The organism is Lelliottia sp. 489 (assembly GCF_050435885.1).
GTDB classification, from domain to species: Bacteria; Pseudomonadota; Gammaproteobacteria; order Enterobacterales; family Enterobacteriaceae; genus Enterobacter; species Enterobacter nimipressuralis.
On record NZ_JBNDLC010000002.1, the window covers coordinates 176,017 to 202,015 of the forward strand.

The window sequence follows — 25,999 nt, forward strand, 5'->3', positions numbered from 1 at the left end:
CAACGCGTTAGCTTCGGTATGCTGTTTTATGCAGTACACTTTTTGCATGGCTACGTACGGAGAAATCGCATGAAGATAATCAGTCAGGATCTGCGCGACGGTGAAAAGTTACCCGAGCGTCACGTGTTTAACGGCATGGGTTATCAGGGCGATAATATTTCGCCGCACCTGGCCTGGGATGATGTTCCGCCGGGGACGAAGAGTTTTGTCGTCACCTGCTACGACCCGGATGCGCCAACCGGTTCCGGCTGGTGGCACTGGATTGTCGCAAACCTGCCCGCTGACACGCGCGTGCTGCCGCAGGGCTCCGGCTCTGATTTAACGGCGTTGCCGGAAGGGGCCATTCAGACCCGCACCGATTTCGGCAAAGCCGGATATGGCGGCGCGGCGCCGCCAAAGGGCGAGACGCACCGGTATATTTTCACCGTTCATGCCCTGGACGTTGAGAAGATCGATGTGGATGAAGGCGCGAGCGGCGCAATGGTCGGCTTTAACGTGCATTTTCACACGCTGGGAAGTGCGTCGATTACCGCGATGTATTCGTAAAAAAAGCCGGGCGGCGTCGTCGCCTCACCCGGCCTGTACGGTTCATTCATCACCAAAACGTTGTTTTACAGGCCCGGCAAGCGCAGCGCTGCCGGGCTGTGCTTTACAGCACCGCGGGTAATAACGTCACCAGGCTCCCCGCCTTCAGCAGTTCCATCGCCTTATCAATATCCGGCGCAAAGAAACGATCGTCGTCGTAGTGCGTGACGTGTTCTCGCAACGTCTGGCGCGCCTGCTCCAGCAGTGGACTGGACTTCAGCCCTTCGCGCAGGTCGATCCCCTGCACCGCCGCCAGCCACTCGACCGCGATCACGCCGCGCGTATTGTAGGCCATCTCCCACAGACGACGCCCGGCCGCCGGCGCCATAGAGACATGGTCTTCCTGATTGGCCGAGGTCGGCAGGCTGTCCACGCTGTGCGGATGGGACAGCGCTTTGTTCTCGCTCGCCAGCGCCGCCGCTGTCACCTGGGCAATCATAAACCCGGAATTTACGCCGCCGTTGCGCACCAGGAATGGCGGCAGTTGCGACATGTGTTTATCCATCATCAGCGCGATACGACGCTCAGAGAGCGAACCTATTTCGGCAATCGCCAGCGCCAGATTATCGGCGGCCATCGCCACCGGCTCCGCATGGAAGTTCCCGCCCGACACCACGTCATTCTGCTCGGCGAACACCAGAGGGTTATCGGAAACCGCGTTCGCTTCCACCAGCAGCACGTCGGCGGCCTGACGAATTTGCGTCAGACACGCGCCCATCACCTGCGGCTGACAGCGCAGGGAGTACGGGTCCTGCACCTTGTCGCAGTTATGGTGCGAATCCGCAATTGCGCTGGTATCAGTCAGCAGATGACGGTACATCGCCGCCGCATCAATTTGCCCGCGCTGGCCGCGCACCTCATGGATACGCGCATCAAACGGACGACGCGAACCGAGCACGGCTTCCGTGGTCAGCGCACCGCACACCACCGCCGAGGCAAACAGGTCTTCAGCCTCGAACAGACCGCGCAGGGCGAACGCTGTGGAAGCCTGGGTGCCGTTCAGCAGGGCCAGTCCCTCTTTCGCCGCCAGAGTAATTGGCGTTAATCCGGCTTTTTGCAGCGCCTCTTTGGCGGGCAACCATTGCCCCTGCCAGCGAGCTTTGCCCTCGCCGAGGAGCAGCAACGACATATGCGCCAGCGGCGCCAGATCCCCCGAGGCACCCACCGAGCCTTTGGCCGGGATCCACGGATAGACCTGCGCGTTGACCAGAGCGATTAGCGCCTGAATCACGCTCAGGCGGATACCGGAGAAACCGCGCGCCAGGCTGTTAATTTTCAGCACCATCATCAGTCGGACGATCTCGTCATCCAGCGGTTCGCCGACCCCCGCCGCGTGTGACAGCACCAGCGAGCGCTGTAAGTTTTCCAAGTCGTGCGTGGCGATGCGCGTCTGCGCCAGCAGGCCGAAACCGGTGTTGATGCCATAGGCCGTGCGATCTTCGGCGACGATGGCTTCCACGCAGGCGACGCTGTCGTTGATCGCCTGATGGGCGTTTTCATCCAGTCTCACCGTCACCGGGTGGCGCCAGGCGCTGCGCAGGTGAGCGAAGGTCAGCGCGCCGGGCGTAATAGTCAGTGCATTCATCAGTGTTTTCCTTGTGTGGCGGCGACCATCGGCAGGTTCAGCCCCTGCTCTTTCGCACAGTCAATCGCGATGTCGTAGCCCGCGTCGGCATGGCGCATGACGCCTGTCGCCGGGTCGTTATGCAGTACGCGGGCGATGCGGGCGGCAGCTTCGTCGGTACCGTCGCAGACAATCACCATGCCCGCATGTTGGGAGAAGCCCATCCCGACGCCGCCGCCGTGGTGTAGCGACACCCAGGTCGCGCCGCTGGCGGTGTTCAGCAGGGCGTTGAGTAACGGCCAGTCAGAGACGGCGTCAGAGCCGTCCTGCATGGCTTCGGTTTCGCGGTTCGGGCTGGCGACTGAGCCGGAATCCAGGTGGTCGCGACCAATCACAATCGGCGCGGAGACTTCGCCGCTGCGCACCATTTCGTTAAAGGCCAGGCCGAGTTTTTGGCGCCACTCCAGCCCCACCCAGCAGATACGCGCGGGCAGCCCCTGGAAGTTGATGCGTTCGCGCGCCATGTCCAGCCAGTGGTGCAGGTGCGCGTCGTCGGCGACGATGGCTTTCACTTTGGCGTCAGTTTTATAGATATCTTCCGGGTCGCCCGAGAGCGCTACCCAGCGGAACGGGCCAATGCCGCGACAGAACAGCGGACGGATATAGGCCGGGACAAAACCAGGGAAGTCGAAGGCGTTTTCCACGCCCATCTCTTTCGCCATCTGGCGAATGTTGTTGCCATAGTCAAAGGTCGGTACGCCCATTTTGCTGAACGCCAGCATCGCCGACACATGCTCAGCCATCGAGCGTTTGGCGGCCAGCACCGTCCCTTCCGGGTCGCTTTGGGATTTTTGCTGGTACTCTTCCCAGCTCCAGCCTTTTGGCAGGTAGCCGTGGAGCGGATCGTGGGCGCTGGTCTGGTCGGTGACCAGGTCCGGGCGCACGCCGCGCGCCACCAGTTCCGGGACGACCTCCGCCGCGTTGCCGCACAGGGCAATCGACACGGTTTTGCCTTCGGCGGTGTATTTCTGAATGCGCGCCAGCGCGTCATCGAGATTGTCGGCCTGCTCATCGACATAGCGGGTGCGCAGGCGGAAATCGATGCGGCTCTGCTGACATTCGATGTTCAGGGAGCAGGCGCCCGCCAGTGTTGCTGCCAGCGGCTGTGCGCCCCCCATGCCGCCCAGTCCGGCGGTCAGCACCCAGCGCCCTTTCAGGGAGCCGTTATAGTGCTGGCGTCCGGCTTCGACGAAGGTTTCGTAGGTGCCCTGCACGATGCCCTGGCTGCCAATGTAGATCCAGCTGCCCGCAGTCATTTGGCCGTACATCGCCAGCCCTTTGGCGTCCAGCTCATTAAAGTGTTCCCAGGTTGCCCAGTGCGGAACAAGGTTTGAGTTGGCAATCAGCACCCGTGGCGCATTCTTATGGGTTTTGAACACCCCGACCGGTTTACCGGATTGCACCAGCAGGGTTTCGTCGATTTCGAGGTTGGTGAGCGCGTCCACAATGGCGTCGTAGCATTCCCAGTTACGCGCCGCGCGACCGATGCCACCGTACACCACCAGCTCGTGCGGGTTTTCGGCGACGTCGGGATCGAGGTTGTTCATCAACATGCGCAGCGGCGCTTCGGTGAGCCAGCTTTTGGCGGTGAGCGTGGTGCCGCGCGGGGCGCGGACATCCTGCTGACGGTATTTACCTGACGACATTGTGTGGTCCTCATACGGGATGAAAGATACAAACAGATATACTTGTATAGACAACCACGCACAAGGTCAGATTTAACAATAAAGATACAATTTTGTTATATTGTGTTAGCTATCACGCTTTGAAAACCTATGACATAAAGTGGCCTTGTAACCGGTAACGGGAACCGGGGAATAACAGTCTGGCGTGCGAGACAATCTGCCCGGAAGACCAGGTGCGGCGGCGGATCAGCAGGCACGGGTCGTGCTCTTTAATCCGCAGTCGTTCGCACTCCTGCGGCGTGGCGCGCACCGCTTCGACAATGTGTTCGCCCTCGGTCAGCGGAGCGACCTGTGACAGCCAGGCGTGGGGCGTGGTCTGGGTATAATCCTGCTGAAGATAATCGGGCACCCGTTCGGCGTTGACGCAGCGATCCTCGATTTGCACCGGAACGTCGTTCTCGAAATGCACCATCACCGAGTGGAAAATCCGCGCCCCCTCTTTGACATTCAGCTCAACCGCCTGCTCGGCACTGGCCTGTGTCTCCTCAAGCACCAGCACTTCACAGTGGTGCTGATGATTGCGCGAGGCGATCTCATCGGCAATGCTGCGGATTTCAAACAGCGCCGACTGCCCTTTCGGCTCGGCGACGAACGTTCCCACTCCCTGCAAACGCACCAGCAGCCCTTCGTCCGTGAGTTCACGCAGCGCGCGGTTGATGGTCATACGGCTGAAACCAAACTGCGCCACCAGTTCGGCCTCGGAAGGGATGCGGTCGTGCGGCTGCCAGACGCCGGTGGCGATCTTCTCGCTGATGGCCTGTTTCACCTTTTCGTAAAAAGGGGCTGGCGCGCCGGAAGGCGGATTCGGTGAGCGTGAAAACATTGTTACTCCTTAAAATGATTTATGCCCACCAGTGAGCAATTTGCCAGGCCAGACGCGCCGCGAGCCGCGCGCCCTGTCCGTCGCGATCGTAAACCGGATTAAACTCGACCAAATCTACTGCCTGCAGTTTTCCGCTGCGACAGATTTCGCCAATCACCGGCATTATATCCAGCGCCGACACGCCGAGCGCCGCCGGGGCTGAGACGGCAGGCATTTCACCGGCAGGCAGTACGTCGAGATCGATGGTCAGATAGACGCGGTCGGCCTGCGCCAGGACGCTTTCCAGCACCGGTAACGCCTCCCGGTGAAAATCGAGATCTTCCACCAGCGTCACGTTGAGGCGGGCCGCTTCGTCCCACAGCGCCTGCGTATTCGCCGCCCGGCTGACGCCCAGACAGGCGTACTGAAATTCGCGGTTCTGCGCCTCGCAATACTGCGCGAGCTGGCGGAACGGCGTGCCTGATGTGGCGTGGTCGGCCTTGCGGAGATCGAGGTGCGCGTCGAGATTGATAATCGCAACGCGTTCGTGAGGAAAGGCATCCAGCACTCCCCGACCGTGGGCCCAGGCCGTTTCGTGCCCGCCGCCGAACACCAGCGTACGCATGCCCGACTGCTGGCAGGCCAGCACCGCATCACTCAGCGCGCGCTGGGCGTCTTCGAGCCGATCGCCCGCAACGGTGATGGTGCCCATATCGGTCAGCGTGTCGTGCCCGCTGTGGCTGGCCATGTTTGCCAGCGCTTTACGCAGCACGTCGGGCGCCTGCGCGGCACCGGGCCGCCCATGGTTGCGCCGCACGCCTGCATCACACTCGAAACCTAACAGCGCAATGCCTGAACTTTTTGGCGCAAAACGATCGGTCTGGGCGATAGTCTGAAAAATTCGCAGCGCGTTGCTGGCTTCGCTGCTGTCGTCGCGCCCCTGCCAGAGATCAGCGGGCGTTGGCCGCCACAGTGTCATGATACTTTCCCTCGAAACACACGCTGATAGAGCGGATTACGCCCCGGCTCGTAGACCATTTCCACCGGGCGCTCAGCATCCCAGACGACGAAGTCAGCGACAAAACCGGCCTTCAACTGACCGTGGGTGGCACCCCGACCCAGCGCCTGTGCCGCGTGACGCGTCACGCCTGCCCATGCCTCTTGCGGCGTTAAACCAAACTGCACGCAGGCCATGTTCATCGCCAGATGCAGGCTGGCAAACGGGCTGGTGCCGGGGTTGTAGTCTGTGGCGACAGCCATCGGCACGCCCTGTTTACGCAGCTGATCGACAGGCGGGTGCTGACGTTCCTGTAAGAAGTAGAACGCGCCGGGTAGCAGCACTGCGACCGTGCCGCTGTGCGCCATCGCGTTGACCCCCGCGTCATCGAGATACTCAATATGATCGGCGGACCAGCCGTGATAGCGGCTCACTAATGCGGCGCCCCCCAGCCTGGAAAGCTGTTCGACATGGCCTTTGACGGGAATGCCCAGCGCGGCGGCCGCCTGAAACACCCGTTCGGTCTGCGACAGCGTGAAGCCGACGTTCTCGCAAAATACGTCCACCGCTTCAAACAGCCCTTCACGCCAGAGAGTCGGCATGATCTGCTCGCAAACCTGCGTCAGATAAGCGTCCGGATCCTGACGGTACTCCTTCGGCACGGCGTGGGCGGCAAGCAGCGTTGGGCTGATTTCAACCCGATGGCTTTGCGCCAGAGTCTGGACGACGCGCAGCATTTTCTCTTCAGTCTGCGCATTCAGGCCATAACCCGACTTGATCTCAAGGGTGGTGACGCCTTCCTGCATCAGGCGATGCAGGCGCTGTTCCGCCCGCTTGAGTAATGATGGTTCATCGCTTTCGCGGGTGGCGGCCACGGTCGCATTGATTCCGCCGCCCTGGGCGCTGATGGTCTGATAAGAGACGCCGTTCAGACGTTGCTCCCACTCCGCGGCGCGATCGCCACCGAACACCAGATGGGTGTGACAATCGATCAGACCAGGTGTCACCAGTCGTCCCCCGAGGTTGACCTGATGAGCATGCGTGGCCGGGACCTCCGTTTCAGGGATAATCGCTACAATCTTCTCGCCGCGCACCACCAGAGCCGCATTGTCACGCAGGCCGTAAGGTGCGGGTTCATCAGGGTTCATGGTCGCCAGTCGTGCGTTACGCCAGAGAAGATCGTCGGGATGAAGCTGATGCATAGGACTTCCGCTTGTCATGGGTTGTATAGACATTTATTTTCATTCGTTTGCCCGTGTCAACCGGCTTTACGGAAATTGTTATTTATTTGTGACGACTTCCCCGCCGGGCGCGGGTGAAATATGCAACTTTTTCGTATTTCATCTTCCCGTTTCGCTCAACTTAGTATAAAAAAGCAGGCTATTTCGATCATCCCGTTAAGACTCGCGAAGCAAGGAGCTTTCCCTTGAACATTTCCAGGATTTCTCGTCTGGCGTTGGCACTCGCCTTTGGCGTGACACTGTCAGCGTGCAGCTCAACGCCACCTGATCAACTGCCCTCTGAGCAGGCCGCACCAGGCACGGCATCTCGCCCTATTCTGTCTGCTGGCGAAGCGAAGAACTTTACCGCCGCACATTATTACACTGCCATGGACCCGAACGCGGCACCGTGGACGCCTTCTTCTATTAACGTTCCTGCGCAGCCTAACTTCGTGGTTGGCCCGGCAGGCACGCAGGGCGTGACGCACACCAGCATTCAGGCTGCCGTTGACGCTGCCATCACGAAACACAGCGCATCACGCCAGTACATCGCAATTCTGCCAGGCGAGTACGAAGGGACGGTCTACGTTCCCGCCGCACCGGGCAGCATTACGATTTACGGTACCGGTGATAAAGCGATTGACGTGAAAATCGGTCTGGCGATCGACTCTGAAATCGACCGCAACACCTGGCGTCACCTGGTGAACCCGGCCGGTAAATATATGCCGGGCAAACCAGCGTGGTATATGTTCGACAGCTGCCAGAGCAAGCAGAGCGCCACTATCGGCATGATGTGCTCGGCGGTGTTCTGGTCGCAGAACAACGGCCTGCAACTGCAGAACCTGACCATTCAGAACACCCTGGGTGACAGCGTGGATGCGGGTAACCATCAGGCTGTGGCGCTGCGTACTGACGGCGACAAAGTGCAGATCAACAACGTGAACATTCTGGGTCGTCAGAACACCTTCTTCGTGACCAACAGCGGTGTGCAGAACACCCTGCAGAATAACCGTCTGACCCGTACTCAGGTGACCAACAGCTATATCGAAGGTGATGTGGATATCGTTTCCGGTCGCGGCGCAGTGGTGTTTGATAACACCGAATTCCGCGTGGTGAACTCCCGTACTCAGCAAGAAGGTTACGTGTTTGCACCCGCAACGCTGTCCAACATGTTCTACGGCTTCCTGGCCGTGAACAGCCGCTTTACCGCAGCCGGTGACGGCGTGGCGCAGCTGGGACGTTCGCTGGACATCGACTCTGCCACCAACGGTCAGGTCGTGATCCGCGACAGCGTGATTAACGAAGGCTTTAACATGGCAAAACCATGGGCCGACGCGGCGATCTCCAAACGTCCTTACTCTGGTAACACCGGCGCGATGGATGATAAAGGAAACGTGCAGCGCAACCTGAACGACGCTAACTTCAACCGCATGTGGGAATACAACAACCGCGGTCTGGGCAGCAAAGTGGTTGCAGAGCCGAAGCAGTAATCCCGAACGCCGGGCATAAAAAAACCTCGCAAATGCGAGGTTTTTTGTTTTCACGCCGCTTAGTGCGCGTTTACCACCACCCACATTGGGCCCTGGCCTACGGCATAGCGGCCTTTCTCTTCCAGCAGGCCCTGCTCGCCTTTGATTTCATACAGCGCGATGTGGTGGGATTTCTGCCCCGCCGCCACCAGAAATTTACCGCTGTTATCAATATTAAAGCCGCGCGGCTGGGTTTCGGTTGGCTGGAAGCCTTCGATTGCCAGCACGCTGCCATCTTCAGAGACACTGAAAATGGTAATCAGGCTTGAAGTACGGTCGCAGGCGTACAGATGACGACCATCCGGGGTGATGTGAATATCCGCCGCCCAGCGGGTGTCAGTAAAGTCTGACGGCATCATGTCCAGGGTCTGAACGCGTTCAATCTTGCCGTTCGGATCGTTCAGTGCCCACACGTCTACAGAGCTGTTTAGCTCATTCACCACATAGGCGTACTGCTGATTCGGGTGGAACACCATGTGGCGCGGGCCTGCGCCCTCAACGGTGGTGATTTCCGCCGGGGTCTGCGCAGCCAGATGGCCGTCGTCGCTCAAGGTAAACAGGCAGATTCGATCCTGTTTCAGCGCCGGAACCCACAGCGTGCGGTTGTCCGGAGAGATATTGGCCGAGTGGCAACCTTCCAGCCCTTCAACCACTTCCACGGTGTCGCGCGGCAGGCCATCTTCCAGACGCGTGACGCTCACGCAGCCCGCATTGTAAGAACCGCTGAAGATGAACTGGCCTTTGCGATCGGTCGAGATGTGCGTCGGGCTGCCCGGGAGCGGCGCTTCGGCGGTATAGGTCAGGGCACCATCGTCCGGTGCAATGCGGTAGGCCAGCACGCGAAACTCAGGACGCACGCCTACGTACAGAAAACGTTTATCCGGGCTGACAACCATCGGTTGCACCTGTCCCGGCACATCAACAACCTGCACCAGCGTGAGCGAGCCTTCCGCATTCAAACGCCAGACGTGGATCTGCTGGCTCTCAGGACTGGCGGTATAAACGGTTTGTTTCATGAATACTCCTCTCCTCACTGCGCGTGAAAGTGATTAACTTTTTAACGGTGAATGCTGAATTTTAGCCTGGCATTTTGTGGGTCACGCCTCTCGGTGTACCATCCCCTAAGACCATAATTCAACATTAACCCGGAAGAACAAATGACCTCGCGTGTGATTGCTCTGGATTTAGACGGTACGCTGTTAACCCCGCAAAAAACCCTGCTCCCCTCTTCGCTCGAAGCACTGAAACGTGCTCAGGAAGCGGGATATCAACTCCTGATTGTTACCGGTCGACATCACGTTGCCATTCATCCTTTTTATCAGGCACTGGCGTTAGATACACCTGCAATTTGTTGTAATGGCACTTATTTGTATGATTATCATGCAAAAAAGGTTCTTGAGTCCGATCCGCTGCCGGTGACTGAGGCGTTACAACTGATTGATCTGCTGGATGAGCACGCCATTCACGGCCTGATGTACGTGGATAACGCCATGGTCTATGAGCGCCCAACCGGGCATGTCATCCGTACCAGCAACTGGGCGCTGTCACTGCCCGAGGCCCAGCGTCCGGTCTTTACGCAGGTGTCATCTCTACGCCAGGCGGCTGCCGACGTCGATGCTATCTGGAAGTTTGCCCTGACGGACGAAGATACGAACAAGCTGAACGCATTCGCGAAACATGTTGAGCAGACGCTGGGGCTGGAGTGCGAATGGTCCTGGCACGATCAGGTGGATATCGCGCGTAAAGGCAACAGCAAAGGCAAACGCCTGACGCAGTTTGTTGAATCTCAGGGCGGGTCGATGAAAGACGTGATCGCTTTCGGGGATAACTACAATGACATCAGCATGCTGGAGGCTGCCGGCACTGGCGTGGCGATGGGCAATGCCGACGATGCCGTGAAAGCGCGCGCCAACGTGGTCATTGGCGACAACACCACCGACAGCATCGCGCAGTACATTTACACCCATCTGCTGTGATCAGGCGGTGATCGAGACACTCTTGATCTGCGCGTAAAGCCACAGGCCAGGTTTGATGCCAAGCTCATCCCTGGCCCACGGGCTGATGCGCGCCCATAGCTTTCTGCTGCCCACTTCCAGCTGCACTTCCACCTGGCCGTTATCGTCCACACACTGGGCCACTTTCGCGCGCAAAATATTACGAATACTGGTTTGCAACGGCGGCTGAAGTACCAGAGAAACATCCGACGCCTGAATGCGTATACGCAGCGCGGATTGCAGCGGCTTGTCGATCTTATTGACCCACAGATGCTGATCGCCCAGCGCCAGCGCCGTCATGGCGTAGTGCGGATGGTGCTCCAGCACGCTGACCTTCAGGATGCTGCTCTGCTGCTCTTTCGGCAGCCACGGATACATCACGCTGCTGCCCCACACCTCTTCTAGCGGTCCAAAGGCCTTCACACTGCCGTTTTCCAGCACCAGCACGTTGTCCGCCAGATGCAGAATCTCGTCCAGCGAGTGGCTGACATAGAGCATCGGTATGTTAATTTCCCGCGCCAGGCGTTGCAGATAAGGCAATAACTCGCGCTTACGCGGCAGATCGAGCGACGCCAGCGGCTCATCCAGCAGCAGGAGTTCCGGTGCGGTTAACAGCGCGCGGCCAATCGCCACACGCTGTTTTTCACCGCCGGAGAGCGACGACGGGAGCCGGTCCAGCAGCGATTCAATGCCCAGCAACGTGACCAGATTATCAAACTGACCGGCCATGCTTTTCGCCATGCCGTAGCGCAGATTGCCGCGCACTTTATAGTGCGGAAACAGGCGCGCGTCCTGGAAAACATAGCCGATGCGCCGTTTTTCAGGGGCCAGGTAAATCTTATTTTCCGCGTCGTGAAGCACGCGATTGTTCAGCGCGATCCGCCCGGTTTGCGGGCGCGTCAGCCCGCTGATGGCATTAATCAGCGAGGTTTTTCCCGCGCCCGAAACGCCAAAGACGGCGGTAATTCCGCTGGCGGGCAGCGTTTCGTTGAGCACCAGACAGTGGTTGCCGAGCGTTTGAGTAAAGTTGAGTTCCAGCATGATTATTTCCCCATCCGCTCGCGGCTCAGACGCGCCAGCCATTCAGAAATCAGCAGCGACACCAGCGCCAGCACAATGGAGATAATGCACAGCCGTGCGGCAGCCCCTTCCCCGCCCGGCGTTTGAATCAGGGTGTACATCGCCGACGGAATGGTCCGCGTTTCGCCGGGGATGTTTGAAACAAAAGTAATGGTCGCGCCGAATTCACCCAGAGAACGGGCAAACGCCAGTACCGTACCGACGATAATTCCCGGCAACGTAAGGGGCAGCGTAATGGTGAAAAACACCCGCCAGCGCCCGGCACCGAGAGTGCGCGCCGCCTGCTCCAGCTTGATGTCCACCCCTTCCAGCGCCAGGCGTATCGCGCGCACCATCAGTGGGAAAGACATCACTGCCGCCGCCAGAACCGCGCCGCGCCAGCTAAAAGCAAACGTCAGGCCGAACCAGTCATACAGCCACTGGCCGATAAAACCGCGTCGCCCCATCGCGATCAGCAATAAATACCCGACCACCACCGGCGGCAACACGAGAGGGAGATGAAGCACACTGTCGAGCAGGGCTTTGCCCGGAAACTGGCAGCGAACCAGCAGCCAGGCAAAAAAGATCCCAAAGGGCAAACTAAAGGCAACTGCCAGGGAAGAGACTTTAAGGCTCAGCAGCACGGCCTGCCATTCAGGATCGGTCAATATCATTAGTGAGTCGTAAATCCGTAACGTTTAAAGATGGCAGACGCTTCAGGCCCTTTCAGATAGTCGTAAAAGGCGCTGACCGTCGCATTTTTATGTCCATCAACAATGGCGATCGGGTATTCCACTTTCTTGTGCGAATCTTCCGGGAAGGTCCCAACCACTTTCACACCTTTACCGGCAACCGCATCGGAACCGTAGACAATCCCCAGCGGCGCTTCGTTGCGCTCCACCAGCGCCAGGGCGCCGCGCACATCTTCAGCCGGAGCCAGTTTCGGCGATAATGTAGCCCACGCACCCAGTTTTTGCAGCGCTTCTTTCGCGTAGATGCCTGCCGGAACGTGGTCCGAATCGCCCACCGCCAGACGCCCGTCTTTCAGCAGGCTGGTCCAGTTAGTCTCTTTGTTGATGGTGAACTCCCCCTGCGCGCTGGCCTTTGGCGCGACCACCACCAGGCTGTTACCCAGCAGGGTTTCGCGGGTGGCCGTATCGATCGATTTTTTCTCCACCGCGTAATCCATCCATTTCTGATCGGCAGAAATAAACAGATCCGCAGGCGCACCGGCTTCGATCTGGCGAGCCAGAGTAGAAGACGAGGCGAACGACGAAACCACATCGACGTTTTTCTCTTTTTTATACTGCGCCGCAATGTCCTGCATCGCGTTGGTCAGCGACGCCGCCGCAAAGACCGTGATTTTCCCTTCGTCAGCCAGTACCTGCCCGGCGACGGTAAGTGTCAGTGTTGCCCCTGCGAAAAGGCGTAACCATGTACGTGCCATTTGTAGCTCCTGTGAGTGTCGTTATATACAGACAAATATAACGATAACTGCAGGGATAACCTAGCGTTAAATCGTACCGTTTAAGGGGTAAACAAAGCTGATTCTGAAACTACTATCGGCGGGAGAGGCGGAAACTTGAGAGCAAAACGCCCGGACTGACCGGGCGTTTTGGGAGGAATTAATGCTGCTTTTTAGGCTGGTCTTTATGACCGATGTTCGAAAAGACGTTGAACACTTCACCCAGGCCGTAGATGGCGCCGAGGATGATGGCCATCACTACGGGTACCATGATCACGGCGAATACCAGACTTTTCAACAACTCTAACATGGTTTTCTCCAGACACTGTGAATGGCGTATTCTAACCTGAAAAGTCAGAAAAACATCCCCTTTTGTGCGGTAGGCTTTGCGCTGTCGGGCAATTGGGTCACAATACGCTTTTTGCCAGGACACCGTCTATGCAGGCCGAAATTCTCCTTACCCTTCGACTTCAGCAGAAGCTTTTCGCCGATCCGCGACGTATTGCCCTGCTTAAACAGATAGAACAAACCGGTTCAATTAGCCAGGGCGCAAAGAATGCGGGCATTAGCTACAAAAGTGCCTGGGACGCCATCAATGAGATGAACAGCCTGAGCGAACAGACGCTGGTGGATCGGGCGACCGGTGGCAAAGGCGGCGGCGGCGCGATGCTAACCCGCTACGGCCAGCGCCTGATTCAGCTCTACGATCTGCTGGCGCAGATCCAGCAAAAAGCCTTCGATGTACTGAGCGACGACGACGCGTTACCCCTCGACAGCCTGTTGGCCGCCATCTCCCGCTTCTCCCTGCAAACCAGCGCGCGAAACCAGTGGTTTGGCACCGTGACCGCACGCGATCGCGACCAGGTTCAGCAGCACGTGGATATTCTGCTGGCCGACGGCACGACGCGGCTCAAAGTGGCGATTACCGCGCAGAGCGGCGAACGGCTGGGGCTGGACGAAGGCAAAGAGGTGCTGGTGTTGCTGAAAGCGCCATGGGTGAATATCACCCTGGATGAAAAGCAGGCCCAAGACGCCGATAACCAGTTGCACGGAAAGATCAGCCACATTGCGCGCGGCGACGAACAGAGCGAAGTGCTTATGACCCTGCCCGACGGGCAAGTGCTGTGCGCCACGGTCCCGCTGGCCGAAGCAGAAGATTTATCGGAAGGCGCTGACGTCACCGCATATTTTAATGCTGACCGGGTGATTATCGCCACGTTGTGCTAAGTGCGTTGACAAACCTGCCGCCAGTGAGTATCCCTGATGCATATTGCTGCAAAAAATGGGATAAGTCATGTCATCATTGCAAATTTCGCAAGGCACGTTTCGTCTTAGCGACACACGAACCCTCTCACTGCCCGAACTCAACTTGCGCGCCGGCGAAAGCTGGGCGTTTGTCGGCACCAACGGCAGCGGCAAGTCCGCGCTGGCTCGCGCGCTGGCGGGTGAGCTCACCCTGCTTAAGGGCGAACGTCAGTGCAGTTTTACCCGCATCACGCGCCTCTCCTTCGAACAGCTGCAAAAACTGGTCAGCGACGAGTGGCAGCGCAATAACACCGATCTGCTCAGCCCAGGCGAAGAGGATACGGGCCGTACCACCGCAGAAATTATCCAGGACGAAAGAAAAGACGCTGCTCGCTGCCAGCAGCTGGCCGAACTTTTCGGCATTACTGGCCTGCTGGAGCGACGCTTTAAGTACCTCTCGACGGGGGAAACGCGCAAAACTTTGCTTTGTCAGGCGCTGATGAACGAGCCGGATCTGTTGATCCTCGACGAGCCGTTCGACGGGCTGGATGTGCAATCCCGCGCACAGCTGGCCTCCCTGCTCGCGACGCTGAATCAGCAGGGCTATACCCTCGTGCTGGTTCTGAACCGTTTCGATGAGATCCCTGATTTTGTGCAGTACGCGGGCGTGCTGGCGGATTGTTGTCTGACGGAAACCGGCGAAAAAGAGGCGCTGCTTCAGCAGGCCCTGATCGCCCAGCTGGCACACAGCGAAAAACTCGACGGCATTGCACTCCCCGAGCCAGACGCCCCTTCGGCGCGGCATTTGCTGGACAACCACCAGCCGCGCATCGAGCTGAAAAACGGTACTGTCTCTTATAACGATCGCCCGATCCTTGATCGGCTGAGCTGGACGGTGAACCCCGGCGAGCACTGGCAGATCACCGGCCCCAACGGCGCGGGGAAATCCACGCTGCTGAGCCTGATTACCGGCGATCATCCCCAGGGTTACAGTAACGATCTGACGCTGTTTGGCCGTCGTCGCGGCAGCGGTGAAACCATCTGGGATATCAAAAAACACATCGGCTACGTCAGCAGCAGCCTGCACCTCGATTACCGCGTCAGCACCACGGTGCGAAACGTGATTTTGTCGGGATATTTCGACTCCATTGGCATCTATCAGGCGGTTTCTGACAAACAGCACAAGCTGGCGCAGGAGTGGCTGGAGATTCTGGGGATGGATAAACGCGTGGCGGATGCGCCGTTTCACAGTTTATCGTGGGGACAGCAGCGGCTGGCGCTGATCGTCCGCGCGCTGGTGAAGCACCCTACGGTGCTGATTCTGGATGAACCGCTGCAGGGTCTCGACCCGCTTAATCGCCAGCTGATACGCCGCTTTGTGGACGTTTTAATCAGCGAAGGCGAAACACAACTGCTGTTCGTTTCCCACCATGCGGAAGATGCGCCATCCTGTATCACCCACCGGCTGGAGTTTGTTCCTCACGGCGAGCAGTATCGCTATGAGTTAAGCCGCATTCGCTGATCGTTCTCTCAGAGGGGCGTGCCCCTCTTTTTCAGACAACCTGCAGTAATACATTGTTATCTCTTTGATTTATAATGGGCCATCTCATTACAAATTCGCGTGCGTGATTCAGTGTAACCGATTCCACTATTTTATCCCATGTCACACTTTTCACGTCTCTGTTATGCTATGGTTATTACATACCATAAGCCTAATGGAGCGAAATATGCGAGTTCTGGTAACGGGTGGTAGCGGTTACATTGGAAGTCATACCTGTGTGCAACTGCTGCAAAATGGCCATGATGTCATCATCCTCGACAACCTGTGCAACAGTAAGCGCAGCGTGCTGCCCGTCATTGAGCGCCTCGGCGGAAAACAGCCCACGTTTGTGGAAGGCGATATCCGCAACGAAGCGCTGATGACCGAAATCCTTCACGACCACGCCATTGATACGGTGATTCACTTTGCGGGCCTGAAAGCGGTCGGCGAATCCGTCGCTAAGCCTCTCGAATACTACGATAACAACGTGAACGGTACCCTGCGCCTGATCTCCGCCATGCGCGCCGCGAACGTGAAAAACTTCATCTTCAGCTCATCGGCCACCGTCTACGGCGACCAGCCTAAAATTCCTTACGTCGAGAGCTTCCCAACCGGCACGCCGCAAAGCCCGTACGGCAAAAGCAAGCTGATGGTGGAACAGATTCTGGCCGATCTGCAAAAAGCACAGCCGGACTGGAGCATCGCTCTGCTGCGTTATTTCAACCCGGTTGGCGCACATCCGTCAGGCGATATGGGCGAAGATCCGCAGGGCATCCCGAATAACCTGATGCCCTACATCGCGCAGGTGGCCGTGGGCCGCCGCGACTCGCTGGCAATATTTGGCAACGACTACCCAACCGAAGATGGCACCGGGGTGCGCGACTACATTCACGTCATGGATCTGGCCGATGGTCACGTGGCGGCGATGCAGCAGTTGGCGAATAAACCTGGCGTGCATATTTACAACCTCGGTGCTGGCGTGGGCAGCAGCGTGCTGGACGTGGTTAACGCCTTTAGCAAAGCCTGCGGCAAACCGGTGGCGTATCACTTCGCGCCACGCCGCGATGGCGATCTTCCCGCGTACTGGGCAGATGCCTCTAAAGCCGACAAAGAGCTGAACTGGCGTGTCACGCGCACACTGGATGAAATGGCACAGGATACCTGGCACTGGCAGTCACGCCATCCCCAGGGCTATCCGGATTAAGGATCCGACATGACGCAATTCAACCCCGTCGATCATCCGCATCGGCGTTATAACCCGTTAACCGGGCAATGGATTTTGGTCTCTCCGCATCGTGCGAAGCGCCCATGGCAAGGCGCGCAAGAGACGCCGGCGAAACAGACGTTGCCTCAGCATGACCCGGACTGCTTCCTGTGTCCGGGGAATACCCGCGTCACCGGCGATAAAAATCCGGATTATCAGAGCACGTATGTATTTACCAACGATTTTGCCGCCCTGATGACCGACACGCCGGATGCCCCGGAAAGTGACGATCCGCTGATGCGTTGCGAAAGCGCGCGCGGCACCAGCCGGGTGATCTGCTTCTCGCCGGACCACAGCAAAACGCTGCCGGAGCTGAGCCTGGGCGCCCTCACCGACGTGATCAACACCTGGCAACAGCAGACCGCCGAGCTGGGACAGGATTATCCGTGGGTGCAGGTTTTTGAAAACAAAGGGGCGGCGATGGGCTGCTCTAACCCGCATCCACATGGCCAGGTGTGGGCGAACAGCTTCCTGCCAAATGAAGTTGAGCGCGAAGATCGTCTGCAAAAAGCTTATTACGACGAAAACCAGTCAGCGCTGCTGGCGGATTACGTTCAGCGCGAGATGGCTGACGGCAGCCGTACGGTCGTTGAAACCGAACACTGGCTCGCCGTAGTGCCGTACTGGGCGGCGTGGCCGTTCGAGACGCTGCTGCTGCCAAAAGCCCATGTCCTGCGCATTACCGATTTGAGCGATGCCGAGCGTGACGATCTGGCCCTGGCGCTGAAAAAACTGACCAGTCGCTATGACAATTTGTTCCAGTGCTCTTTCCCCTATTCTATGGGCTGGCACGGCGCGCCGTTTAATGGCGAAGAGAATCAGCACTGGCAGTTACACGCCCATTTTTATCCGCCGCTACTGCGTTCCGCAACGGTGCGTAAATTTATGGTGGGCTATGAGATGCTGGCAGAAACCCAGCGCGATCTGACGGCAGAACAGGCGGCAGAACGTCTGCGCGCCGTCAGCGATGTCCACTACCGCGAATCAGGAGTCTAATAAATGAGTCTGAAAGATAAAACACAATCCCTGTTTGCTGAAAAATTCGGCTACCCTGCCACCCACGCGATACAGGCTCCTGGCCGCGTTAATCTGATTGGTGAGCACACCGACTATAACGATGGTTTCGTTCTGCCTTGTGCGATCGATTATCAGACCGTCATCAGCTGCGCCAAACGCGACGACCGCACCGTGCGGGTGATTGCCGCCGATTACGACAATCAGATCGACGAGTTTTCCCTTGATGCGCCGATTGTGGCTCACGATACCCAGCAGTGGTCAAACTACGTGCGCGGGGTGGTTAAACACCTGCAAAAGCGCAATAAAAACTTCGGCGGTGCGGATCTGGTTATCACCGGTAATGTTCCGCAAGGTGCAGGCCTGAGTTCTTCTGCCTCTCTGGAAGTGGCGGTCGGCACCGTATTCCAGCAGCTTTATCATCTGCCGCTGGACGGGGCGCAAATCGCCCTCAACGGCCAGGAAGCGGAGAACCAGTTCGTCGGCTGTAACTGCGGGATTATGGACCAGCTGATTTCTGCGCTTGGTAAAAAAGAGCATGCACTGCTGATTGATTGCCGCACGCTGGGCACCAAAGCCGTCTCCCTGCCGAAAGGCGCGGCGGTGGTTATTATCAACAGTAATTTCAAACGCACGCTGGTCGGCAGTGAGTACAACACCCGCCGTGAGCAGTGTGAAACCGGCGCGCGCTTCTTCCAGCAGCCTAAACTACGCGATGTTTCGTTAAACGAATTCAATAAAGTGGCGCATGAGCTGGACCCGGTCGTCGCCAAACGCGTGCGTCACGTTCTGACCGAAAACGCCCGTACCGTGGAAGCAGCTTCTGCGCTGGAGAAAGGCGATCTGAAACGCATCGGCGAACTGATGGCGGAATCCCACGCCTCCATGTGCGATGATTTCGAGATCACGGTTCCGCAAATTGATACGCTGGTTGAGATTGTGAAAGCGATCATCGGCGAGAAAGGCGGTGTGCGTATGACCGGCGGCGGTTTTGGTGGCTGCATTGTGGCGCTGATTCCGGAAGAGCTGGTTCCCGCCGTTCAGGATGCCGTGGCGAAACAGTATGAAGCCAAAACCGGTATTAAAGAGACCTTCTATGTCTGCAAAGCAACCCAAGGAGCTGGACAGTGCTAAACGAAACGCCAACCCTCGCCCCTGACGGTCTGCCGTATCGCCTGTTGACCCTGCGTAACAGCGGAGGAATGGTGGTGACGGTGATGGACTGGGGCGCAACGCTACTCTCTGCCCGCGTACCCATGCCAGACGGCAGCGTGCGCGAGACCCTGCTCGGCTGCGCATCGCCGGAACAGTACGTCAACCAGGCGGCTTACCTGGGCGCCTCTGTCGGACGCTACGCTAACCGTATCGCCAAAAGCCGCTTCGATCTGGACGGTAAAACCTATTCCTTAGTGCCAAGCCAGGGCGAGAATCAGCTCCACGGCGGCATGGAAGGTTTTGATAAACGCCGCTGGCGTATCGTGCAGCAGAATGACAGCGAAGTGCTGTTTGCGCTGGAATCCGCCGACGGCGATCAGGGCTTCCCCGGCAATCTTTCTGCCTCTGCCCTCTTCCGCCTGACGGACGATAACCGTATCAGTATTGAATACCGTGCGACGGTCGACCAGCCTTGTCCGGTCAATTTGACCAACCACGCCTATTTCAATCTCGACGGCGATCAGACGGATGTGCGCAATCACAAATTGCAGATCCTGGCCGATACGTATTTACCGGTCGATGCGATGGGAATTCCTCTTGAAGGACTGAAGTCCGTAGAGGGCACCAGCTTTGATTTCCGCAGCGCGAAAACCGTCGCAACGGATTTCCTGAGCGACGACCATCAGCGCAACGTGAAAGGCTATGACCACGCATTCCTGCTGCAGGCGAAGGGAGATGCTACCCAACCTGCCGCTCAGGTGTGGTCTGCCGATGAGAAGCTGCAGATGACGGTGTATACCAGCGCTCCCGCCCTGCAATTCTATTCCGGGAACTACCTCGGCGGTACGCCTGCGCGCGAACAGGGTGATTATCAAGACTGGCAGGGGATGGCGCTTGAAAGTGAGTTTCTGCCGGACAGCCCTAACCATGCCGAGTGGCCACAGCCTGACTGCATTCTGCGTCCGGGCCTGGAATATGTGAGCGAGACCGTTTATCAGTTTATCGCCCGCTAATGACGTCGGGTGGCGTGTTGTTTCCCCGGCCACCCGAACGACATCCCGCCAGGCCCTCATGCTGAGGGCTTTTTTTGTCCGTCTTGCTGAAAATAGCGTCGATCGCGGACAAAATCATAACCCTCAATTCACAAGCATCTTACACTGGGCCACTATTTTCGCTATGGTTAGGGTTAAGCGTTGCCGCCTGAGCGATCACGGCAATATAATGAGAATTGTTATCATTCAATAAGCTTAAGGAGTGCAATATGGCTGTAACTAAGCTGGTCCTGGTGCGCCACGGCGAAAGCCAGTGGAACAACGAAAACCGCTTCACCGGTTGGTATGATGTTGATCTGTCTGAGAAAGGCGTAAGCGAAGCAAAAGCTGCAGGTAAACTGTTGAAAGATGAAGGCTTCAGCTTCGATTTTGCTTATACCTCTGTGCTGAAACGTGCCATCCACACTCTGTGGAACGTGCTGGACGAACTGGACCAGGCCTGGCTGCCGGTTGAGAAATCCTGGAAGCTGAACGAGCGTCATTACGGTGCGCTGCAAGGGCTGAACAAAGCTGAAACCGCTGAAAAATACGGTGACGAGCAGGTTAAGCAGTGGCGTCGTGGTTTTGCGGTAACCCCACCAGAGCTGACCAAAGATGATGAGCGTTATCCGGGCCACGATCCGCGTTACGCGAAACTGACTGATGCTGAGCTGCCACAGACTGAAAGCCTGGCGCTGACCATCGATCGCGTTGTGCCTTACTGGAACGACACCATTCTGCCGCGCATTAAAAGCGGTGAGCGCGTCATCGTTGCCGCTCACGGTAACTCCCTGCGTGCGCTGGTGAAATACCTGGATAAGATGGGCGAAGACGAAATCCTTGAACTGAACATCCCAACGGGCGTACCGCTGGTGTATGAGTTCGATGAGAACTTCAACCCAATCAAACGTTACTATCTGGGTAACGCTGACGAAATCGCAGCGAAAGCCGCGGCGGTAGCAAACCAGGGTAAAGCGAAGTAATGATTCGCCAGATATAAAAAAAAGCGTGGAGCAATCCACGCTTTTTTATTGGGTTAAGAAGGATTAACCGCGACGCGCTTTAACCGCGTTTGCCAGCTGGCGCAGGATCGCGTCCGTATCTTCCCAGCCGATGCAGGCGTCAGTGACACTCTTCCCGTAAACCAGCGGCTCGCCGCTCTCCAGGCTCTGATTTCCTTCCACCAGGTGGCTTTCAATCATCACGCCGATCACGGCTTTCTCGCCGTTAGCCAGCTGCTGGCAAACGTCCGCGCCCACTTCCATCTGCTTTTTGAACTGCTTGCTGGAGTTTGCATGGCTAAAATCGATCATCACATTCGGTGACAGACCCGCTTTTTCGAGGCCCGATTTCACTTCTGCGACGTGTTTTGCGCTGTAGTTAGGCTCTTTACCGCCACGCAGAATGATATGGCAGTCGCCATTCCCGCTGGTATTGACGATAGCAGAGTGGCCCCATTTGGTGACCGACAGGAAACAGTGCGGCGCACCGGCGGCGTTGATGGCGTCGATTGCCACTTTCATGGTGCCATCGGTACCGTTTTTGAAACCGACCGGGCACGAGAGACCCGACGCCAGTTCGCGGTGAACCTGAGATTCCGTGGTACGCGCACCAATCGCGCCCCAGCTCATCAGGTCGGCCAGATATTGCGGGGTGATCATGTCCAGGAACTCGCCTGCGGCCGGTAATCCGCTGTCGTTAATTTCCAGCAGCAGTTTGCGCGCGATGCGCAGCCCGTCGTTGATCTGGAAGCTGTTATCCATGTGCGGATCGTTAATCAGCCCTTTCCAGCCCACCGTGGTGCGTGGTTTTTCAAAATAGACGCGCATGACGATTTCCAGCTCACCTTGCAGCTCTTCACGCAGGGTGAGCAGGCGCGCAGCGTACTCTTTTGCCGCCGCAGGATCGTGAATGGAACAAGGGCCAATCACCACCAGCAGGCGATCGTCATTGCCTTTCAGGATCTTATGAATCGCTTTGCGGGCATGAGAAACCGTATTGGCGGCGTTTTGCGTGGCGGGAAATTTTTCAAGGAGCGCTACAGGGGGTAATAACTCATTGATCTCTTTAATGCGTAAATCGTCGTTCTGATAATTCATGATCGTTCCGGCTCTGACATATTTTTAGTAATGAATGCAATCCTTTCAATCTAACTTGTCAGCCTGGAAGTGTAAACGGGCTTTTACACTTCGCACGGATAATTCCTGGAATTACCCTAAAAAACGCGACAAAGTAGCGAATAACGAGATCTGCCCTAAACTTTTTAAATGTAACCACTCTGTTTATGCATTTAAACGTGATTCCATCCTGACATAAGTTCAGATAATGGAATCTTTGACCACTCAGCGATTGATTTCGCGGATGCACTGTTGGAAGAAGTTATCCAGCAAATAACGACCAGAACAGGAGCAGCATGATGAAAATGACTAAACTGGCAACCCTTTTCCTGACAGCAACCCTGACCATGGCGAGCGGCGCAGCGCTTGCAGCAGATTCTACGGGTTCCGATAATAATGGCCAGGCGAACGCTGCGGCTGCAGCAGGCCAGGTCGCGCCGGACGCCAAACAGAACGTGGCGCCAAACAATGTTGATAACAGTAATATCAACACGGGCAGCGGAACCAGCGGCGGTACCATGCTGCACCCGAACGGGACCGACTCGGGCACCATGAACCATGACGGGATGACCAAGGACGAAATTCACAAAAACTCGATGTGTAAAGACGGGAAATGTCCGGACATCAACAAGAAAGTTGAAACCGGCAACGGGATCAATAACGATGTTGATACTAAAACCGATGGCACAACGCAGTAATACGAGTCGGATCGGATAAATGAAGGAGAGCGAAGGCTCTCCTTTCTTTTTTGTGCAAAATGTTAAAAAATCTACACTTAGAATGATTACTCATCAGGACAGAGTTCATGGCGCACACGCATTCGCATTCACACTCTCCAGGGGACGAAAACGCTAAACGTCTGATGCTGGCTTTCGGCGTCACAGCCACGTTTATGGTTATCGAGGTTATCGGTGGGCTGATTTCTGGCTCTCTGGCATTACTGGCGGATGCGGGCCATATGCTCACGGATGCCGCTGCGCTGCTGTTTGCGCTGATCGCCGTGCAGTTTTCCCGCCGTCCACCTAACGCGCGCCACACCTTCGGCTGGCTGCGTCTCACGACTCTCGCCGCTTTCGTCAATGCCATTGCGCTGGTGGTGATCACGATTTTGATTGTCTGGGAGGCGTTCCAGCGCTTCCGCGATCCGCAGCCTGTCGCCGGAATGACGATGATGGTGATTGCCGTGGCCGGGCTGCTGGCCAATGTCCTCGCCTTCTGGATTTTGCATCGCGGTAGCGCAGAGAAAAACCTCAACGTCCGTGCGGCCGCGTTACACGTGCTGGGCGATCTGCTGGGCTCGGTCGGGGCGATTGTGGCGGCACTGGTGATTATCTCCACCGGCTGGACACCGATCGACCCCATCTTGTCGGTGCTGGTCTCCTGTCTGGTGCTGCGCAGTGCATGGGGATTGTTACGCGAGAGTGTGAACGAACTGCTCGAGGGTGCGCCCGTTTCGCTGGATATTTCGGCGCTGAAGCGCAAGCTGTGCCGGGATATTCCGGAAGTGCGCGATGTTCATCATGTGCATGTCTGGCTGGTGGGCGAGAAACCGGTGATGACCCTGCATGTCCAGGTGATCCCTCCGCACGACCACGACGCACTTCTGGGCCGCATTCAGCACTTCCTGGAGCATCACTACGAGATTTCGCACGCCACTATTCAGATGGAGTATCAGACCTGTAGCGGGCCGGACTGCCATCTCAATGAGACGCAGCCCGACCATTCACACCATCACCACCATTAACTGGACAGCGCGCGGGAGCCACGCTGACGCGCGCTGTTAATCCACATCCGGCTGCCGTTCAGGGCGATGAAGGTGAGGAGCAGATATTCCAGCGACATGGCGTAGACGCCCTGCAACGCGAAGATCACCACGCTTATCACGTTAATGATGACCCACAGCAGCCAGTTCTCGACGTATTTACGCGTCATCAGAATCATCGCCGCGATCGACAGCACCATCATGCAGGAATCCCAGAACGGGAACGCATCGGGCTGCAGTTCAGGCATAGTGACGTTTAATCCCAGGCTGGACATCACCGACACTGCCACGCGCGTCAGGAATCCAAATACCGGATTGATGTAGACCGTCATCAGGCCAATGGCGACGATACAGGCCGCGAGCCAGGCGATGGCTTTTGGCAGAGGTAGCCAGCGAATCTGTAGCTCCGCTTCCTGAGCGCTGTTTTGCCGCGACCATGCATACCAGCCGTAGATATTCGCGGCGAAGAAAAAGAGCTGCAACAGCAGGCTGGCATAGAGCTGGATCTGGAAAAAGATAATCGCAAACAGCGTGACGTTAATCAGGCCGAAGGCGTAGTTGCTGATCTTCTCCAGACTTGCGAGCCAAATGCAGAGCAGCCCCGCCAGGGTGCCAATGGCTTCAATCCATGACAGGTCGTAGCCGCCCGCCCCGATTGGTATATGAACCAGGATATTCTGCGTGCTAAAAAAATCCATCTTTTCCCCAGAGCGTACTGATACGCGTTATCTCATCTCAGGAGCGTAGTGTAGCCGCAAAATCGAGCATACGGTTAAGAGGAATTAACGCCCCCTCACGCAACGCAGCGTCCACATGGATCTCATGTGCCGCTCCGCCTGACTCCAGCCCTTCGGCAATCGCCTTAAGACCATTCATCGCCATCCACGGGCAATGCGCGCAGCTGCGGCACGTGGCGCCCTCTCCGGCTGTTGGGGCTTCGAACAGCTCTTTGTCCGGAACCGCCTGCTGCATCTTATAAAAGATACCGCGATCGGTGGCGACGATCAGCTTCTGCTGCGGCAGCGTTTTCGCGGCGTTGATCAGCTGGCTGGTGGACCCCACCGCATCAGCCATATCGACTACCGACTGAGGTGACTCCGGGTGGACAAGGATCGCGGCGTCAGGATAGAGGTCTTTCATGCGTGCCAGCGCCTGGGTTTTAAATTCGTCGTGCACAGTACACGCACCCTGCCAGCACAACACATCCGCGCCAGTTTGCTTCTGCACGTAGTTACCCAGATGTTTATCCGGCGCCCAGATGATCTTCTGCCCGAGACTATCCAGATGCTCAATGAGTTCGACGGCGATACTGGAGGTGACCACCCAGTCTGCACGCGCTTTGACAGCGGCAGAGGTGTTGGCGTAAACAACGACGGTTCTGTCCGGATGGGCATCGCAAAATGCGCTGAATTCGTCGACCGGACAGCCTAAATCCAGAGAACACTCCGCATTGAGCGTAGGCATCAGAATGGTTTTTTCCGGGCTGAGGATCTTTGCCGTCTCGCCCATAAAGCGAACGCCAGCCACTAGCAGCGTCGAGGCTGGATGTTTAGCACCAAAGCGGGCCATTTCAAGAGAATCGGAGATACAACCGCCGGTCTCTTCGGCCAGCTGCTGGATTTCGGGATCGGTGTAGTAATGTGCGACCATTACCGCATCTCGCTCCTTCAGCAGGCGCTTTATTTTTTCACGGTAGAACTGTTTTTCGTCCCGGTTTAAAGGCACGGGCTTAGGCGGGAAAGGATAAATTGCGGCTTCAGGATCAAACATCACGCTCATCATTGCTTCTCGTTTTACTGGCTTAACAATAATGTCTCTCTTTTGCGTTATGAACGAAAGATACGACAATTGTGTTTTGTATACTAAACAAGATAGCGCGTTGAAGGAAAAAAGTCACAATATTTGGATAGC

The 25,999-nt window shown here is 57.1% G+C and carries 25 protein-coding genes; 12 read left to right on the top strand and 13 right to left on the bottom strand.

The features are described 5' to 3' along the window. The first annotated feature begins 69 nt into the window (after nt 1–69). The gene (locus ABIE11_RS08860; protein ID WP_100777139.1) at nt 70–546 is read left to right on the top strand and encodes a kinase inhibitor; all 477 of its coding nucleotides are present in this window, start codon (nt 70–72) and stop codon (nt 544–546) included. A gap of 103 nt (nt 547–649) precedes the next feature. On the opposite strand, the gene hutH is transcribed toward ABIE11_RS08860, so the two are convergent. From hutH to hutI, 5 genes are all read right to left on the bottom strand, one after another. Next, nucleotides 650–2,170 (bottom strand): histidine ammonia-lyase, encoded by a 1,521-nt coding sequence (hutH, locus tag ABIE11_RS08865; RefSeq protein ID WP_429184347.1) that lies wholly within the window; start codon nt 2,168–2,170, stop codon nt 650–652. Continuing rightward, the gene (gene hutU / locus ABIE11_RS08870) at nt 2,170–3,855 is read right to left on the bottom strand and encodes a urocanate hydratase (protein WP_194514168.1); all 1,686 of its coding nucleotides are present in this window, start codon (nt 3,853–3,855) and stop codon (nt 2,170–2,172) included. The genes hutH and hutU overlap by 1 nt, the downstream gene beginning before the upstream one ends. Nucleotides 3,856–3,982: 127 nt before the next feature. Beyond that, nucleotides 3,983–4,717, bottom strand: coding sequence for a histidine utilization repressor (locus tag ABIE11_RS08875; RefSeq protein ID WP_100777142.1), 735 nt, complete (start codon nt 4,715–4,717; stop codon nt 3,983–3,985). A 19-nt stretch (nt 4,718–4,736) separates the two neighbouring features. Then, on the bottom strand, nt 4,737–5,675 hold the full coding sequence (gene hutG / locus ABIE11_RS08880; protein WP_429184348.1) for a formimidoylglutamase: 939 nt from the start codon (nt 5,673–5,675) through the stop codon (nt 4,737–4,739). Then, complete coding sequence (hutI, locus tag ABIE11_RS08885) at nt 5,672–6,895, bottom strand: imidazolonepropionase (RefSeq protein WP_409255552.1); 1,224 nt, start codon at nt 6,893–6,895, stop codon at nt 5,672–5,674. Before hutI ends, hutG begins: the two co-directional genes overlap by 4 nt. Before the next feature lie 224 nt (nt 6,896–7,119). On the opposite strand from hutI, the gene ABIE11_RS08890 reads away from it, so the two are divergent. After that, the gene (locus ABIE11_RS08890; RefSeq protein ID WP_107704009.1) at nt 7,120–8,403 is read left to right on the top strand and encodes a putative acyl-CoA thioester hydrolase; all 1,284 of its coding nucleotides are present in this window, start codon (nt 7,120–7,122) and stop codon (nt 8,401–8,403) included. A gap of 59 nt (nt 8,404–8,462) precedes the next feature. Here ABIE11_RS08890 and pgl read toward each other — a convergent pair whose 3' ends face one another. Then, a complete protein-coding gene (pgl, locus tag ABIE11_RS08895) occupies nt 8,463–9,458 on the bottom strand; it encodes a 6-phosphogluconolactonase (RefSeq protein ID WP_312153041.1) in 996 nt (331 codons plus the stop codon). 141 nt (nt 9,459–9,599) lie between these two features. Between pgl and ABIE11_RS08900 the strand changes: the two genes are divergently transcribed. Continuing rightward, a complete protein-coding gene (locus ABIE11_RS08900) occupies nt 9,600–10,418 on the top strand; it encodes a pyridoxal phosphatase (RefSeq protein WP_107704010.1) in 819 nt (272 codons plus the stop codon). Here the strand turns inward: ABIE11_RS08900 and modC are convergent, their stop codons facing one another. The 4 genes from modC to ABIE11_RS08920 all read right to left on the bottom strand — a co-directional run bounded on the left by modC (nt 10,419) and on the right by ABIE11_RS08920 (nt 13,270). Then, nucleotides 10,419–11,477 carry a molybdenum ABC transporter ATP-binding protein ModC gene (gene modC / locus ABIE11_RS08905; RefSeq protein ID WP_100777148.1) on the bottom strand — a complete coding sequence of 353 codons (1,059 nt, stop codon included), beginning with the start codon at nt 11,475–11,477 and terminating at the stop codon, nt 10,419–10,421. Nucleotides 11,478–11,479: 2 nt separating this feature from the next. Then, entirely contained in the window at nt 11,480–12,169 is a 690-nt protein-coding gene (gene modB, locus ABIE11_RS08910; protein WP_100777149.1) for a molybdate ABC transporter permease subunit, read from the bottom strand. Continuing rightward, the gene (modA, locus tag ABIE11_RS08915) at nt 12,169–12,942 is read right to left on the bottom strand and encodes a molybdate ABC transporter substrate-binding protein (protein ID WP_429184349.1); all 774 of its coding nucleotides are present in this window, start codon (nt 12,940–12,942) and stop codon (nt 12,169–12,171) included. Before modA ends, modB begins: the two co-directional genes overlap by 1 nt. Nucleotides 12,943–13,120: 178 nt before the next feature. Next, a complete protein-coding gene (locus ABIE11_RS08920) occupies nt 13,121–13,270 on the bottom strand; it encodes an AcrZ family multidrug efflux pump-associated protein (protein ID WP_072241805.1) in 150 nt (49 codons plus the stop codon). Between the two features lie 128 nt (nt 13,271–13,398). On the opposite strand from ABIE11_RS08920, the gene modE reads away from it, so the two are divergent. The 7 genes from modE to gpmA all read left to right on the top strand — a co-directional run bounded on the left by modE (nt 13,399) and on the right by gpmA (nt 21,192). Then, nucleotides 13,399–14,187: a molybdenum-dependent transcriptional regulator gene (gene modE, locus ABIE11_RS08925; RefSeq protein WP_100777151.1), complete on the top strand. Its 789-nt coding sequence runs from the start codon at nt 13,399–13,401 to the stop codon at nt 14,185–14,187. Nucleotides 14,188–14,254: 67 nt separating this feature from the next. Next, nucleotides 14,255–15,727: a molybdate ABC transporter ATP-binding protein ModF gene (gene modF / locus ABIE11_RS08930; RefSeq protein WP_429184350.1), complete on the top strand. Its 1,473-nt coding sequence runs from the start codon at nt 14,255–14,257 to the stop codon at nt 15,725–15,727. A 205-nt stretch (nt 15,728–15,932) separates the two neighbouring features. Continuing rightward, nucleotides 15,933–16,949: a UDP-glucose 4-epimerase GalE gene (gene galE / locus ABIE11_RS08935; RefSeq protein WP_100777153.1), complete on the top strand. Its 1,017-nt coding sequence runs from the start codon at nt 15,933–15,935 to the stop codon at nt 16,947–16,949. A gap of 9 nt (nt 16,950–16,958) precedes the next feature. Beyond that, the gene (gene galT / locus ABIE11_RS08940; RefSeq protein ID WP_100777154.1) at nt 16,959–18,005 is read left to right on the top strand and encodes a galactose-1-phosphate uridylyltransferase; all 1,047 of its coding nucleotides are present in this window, start codon (nt 16,959–16,961) and stop codon (nt 18,003–18,005) included. 3 nt (nt 18,006–18,008) lie between these two features. Beyond that, a complete protein-coding gene (gene galK, locus ABIE11_RS08945) occupies nt 18,009–19,157 on the top strand; it encodes a galactokinase (RefSeq protein ID WP_429184351.1) in 1,149 nt (382 codons plus the stop codon). Then, nucleotides 19,151–20,191, top strand: a complete 1,041-nt coding sequence (galM, locus tag ABIE11_RS08950; RefSeq protein ID WP_429184352.1) for a galactose-1-epimerase — start codon at nt 19,151–19,153, stop codon at nt 20,189–20,191. The genes galK and galM overlap by 7 nt, the downstream gene beginning before the upstream one ends. Nucleotides 20,192–20,439: 248 nt before the next feature. Next, nucleotides 20,440–21,192 carry a 2,3-diphosphoglycerate-dependent phosphoglycerate mutase gene (gene gpmA, locus ABIE11_RS08955; protein WP_102105244.1) on the top strand — a complete coding sequence of 251 codons (753 nt, stop codon included), beginning with the start codon at nt 20,440–20,442 and terminating at the stop codon, nt 21,190–21,192. A gap of 63 nt (nt 21,193–21,255) precedes the next feature. Here the strand turns inward: gpmA and aroG are convergent, their stop codons facing one another. Next, on the bottom strand, nt 21,256–22,308 hold the full coding sequence (gene aroG / locus ABIE11_RS08960; RefSeq protein WP_102105245.1) for a 3-deoxy-7-phosphoheptulonate synthase AroG: 1,053 nt from the start codon (nt 22,306–22,308) through the stop codon (nt 21,256–21,258). 317 nt (nt 22,309–22,625) lie between these two features. Here aroG and ABIE11_RS08965 point away from each other — a divergent pair, with 317 nt between their 5' ends. After that, on the top strand, nt 22,626–23,024 hold the full coding sequence (locus ABIE11_RS08965) for a YbgS-like family protein (RefSeq protein ID WP_100777159.1): 399 nt from the start codon (nt 22,626–22,628) through the stop codon (nt 23,022–23,024). 107 nt (nt 23,025–23,131) lie between these two features. Beyond that, nucleotides 23,132–24,070: a CDF family zinc transporter ZitB gene (zitB, locus tag ABIE11_RS08970; RefSeq protein ID WP_107704016.1), complete on the top strand. Its 939-nt coding sequence runs from the start codon at nt 23,132–23,134 to the stop codon at nt 24,068–24,070. Here the strand turns inward: zitB and pnuC are convergent. After that, nucleotides 24,067–24,786 carry a nicotinamide riboside transporter PnuC gene (gene pnuC, locus ABIE11_RS08975; protein WP_129035339.1) on the bottom strand — a complete coding sequence of 240 codons (720 nt, stop codon included), beginning with the start codon at nt 24,784–24,786 and terminating at the stop codon, nt 24,067–24,069. The two genes, zitB and pnuC, sit on opposite strands and share 4 nt — an antisense overlap. Before the next feature lie 37 nt (nt 24,787–24,823). Beyond that, entirely contained in the window at nt 24,824–25,867 is a 1,044-nt protein-coding gene (gene nadA, locus ABIE11_RS08980; RefSeq protein WP_429184512.1) for a quinolinate synthase NadA, read from the bottom strand. Between the last annotated feature and the right edge of the window lie 132 nt (nt 25,868–25,999).

Excerpts from the sequence above, each read along its gene's own strand:
- ABIE11_RS08860 (WP_100777139.1), top strand. The coding sequence starts at position 70 with ATGAAGATAATCAGTCAGGATCTGCGCGACGGTGAAAAGTTACCCGAG.
- hutH (WP_429184347.1), bottom strand. The coding sequence starts at position 2,170 with ATGAATGCACTGACTATTACGCCCGGCGCGCTGACCTTCGCTCACCTG.
- hutU (WP_194514168.1), bottom strand. The coding sequence starts at position 3,855 with ATGTCGTCAGGTAAATACCGTCAGCAGGATGTCCGCGCCCCGCGCGGC.
- ABIE11_RS08875 (WP_100777142.1), bottom strand. The coding sequence starts at position 4,717 with ATGTTTTCACGCTCACCGAATCCGCCTTCCGGCGCGCCAGCCCCTTTT.
- hutG (WP_429184348.1), bottom strand. The coding sequence starts at position 5,675 with ATGACACTGTGGCGGCCAACGCCCGCTGATCTCTGGCAGGGGCGCGAC.
- hutI (WP_409255552.1), bottom strand. The coding sequence starts at position 6,895 with ATGCATCAGCTTCATCCCGACGATCTTCTCTGGCGTAACGCACGACTG.
- pgl (WP_312153041.1), bottom strand. The coding sequence starts at position 9,458 with ATGAAACAAACCGTTTATACCGCCAGTCCTGAGAGCCAGCAGATCCAC.
- ABIE11_RS08900 (WP_107704010.1), top strand. The coding sequence starts at position 9,600 with ATGACCTCGCGTGTGATTGCTCTGGATTTAGACGGTACGCTGTTAACC.
- modC (WP_100777148.1), bottom strand. The coding sequence starts at position 11,477 with ATGCTGGAACTCAACTTTACTCAAACGCTCGGCAACCACTGTCTGGTG.
- modB (WP_100777149.1), bottom strand. The coding sequence starts at position 12,169 with ATGATATTGACCGATCCTGAATGGCAGGCCGTGCTGCTGAGCCTTAAA.
- modA (WP_429184349.1), bottom strand. The coding sequence starts at position 12,942 with ATGGCACGTACATGGTTACGCCTTTTCGCAGGGGCAACACTGACACTT.
- ABIE11_RS08920 (WP_072241805.1), bottom strand. The coding sequence starts at position 13,270 with ATGTTAGAGTTGTTGAAAAGTCTGGTATTCGCCGTGATCATGGTACCC.
- modE (WP_100777151.1), top strand. The coding sequence starts at position 13,399 with ATGCAGGCCGAAATTCTCCTTACCCTTCGACTTCAGCAGAAGCTTTTC.
- modF (WP_429184350.1), top strand. The coding sequence starts at position 14,255 with ATGTCATCATTGCAAATTTCGCAAGGCACGTTTCGTCTTAGCGACACA.
- galE (WP_100777153.1), top strand. The coding sequence starts at position 15,933 with ATGCGAGTTCTGGTAACGGGTGGTAGCGGTTACATTGGAAGTCATACC.
- galT (WP_100777154.1), top strand. The coding sequence starts at position 16,959 with ATGACGCAATTCAACCCCGTCGATCATCCGCATCGGCGTTATAACCCG.
- galK (WP_429184351.1), top strand. The coding sequence starts at position 18,009 with ATGAGTCTGAAAGATAAAACACAATCCCTGTTTGCTGAAAAATTCGGC.
- gpmA (WP_102105244.1), top strand. The coding sequence starts at position 20,440 with ATGGCTGTAACTAAGCTGGTCCTGGTGCGCCACGGCGAAAGCCAGTGG.
- aroG (WP_102105245.1), bottom strand. The coding sequence starts at position 22,308 with ATGAATTATCAGAACGACGATTTACGCATTAAAGAGATCAATGAGTTA.
- ABIE11_RS08965 (WP_100777159.1), top strand. The coding sequence starts at position 22,626 with ATGAAAATGACTAAACTGGCAACCCTTTTCCTGACAGCAACCCTGACC.
- zitB (WP_107704016.1), top strand. The coding sequence starts at position 23,132 with ATGGCGCACACGCATTCGCATTCACACTCTCCAGGGGACGAAAACGCT.
- pnuC (WP_129035339.1), bottom strand. The coding sequence starts at position 24,786 with ATGGATTTTTTTAGCACGCAGAATATCCTGGTTCATATACCAATCGGG.
- nadA (WP_429184512.1), bottom strand. The coding sequence starts at position 25,867 with ATGAGCGTGATGTTTGATCCTGAAGCCGCAATTTATCCTTTCCCGCCT.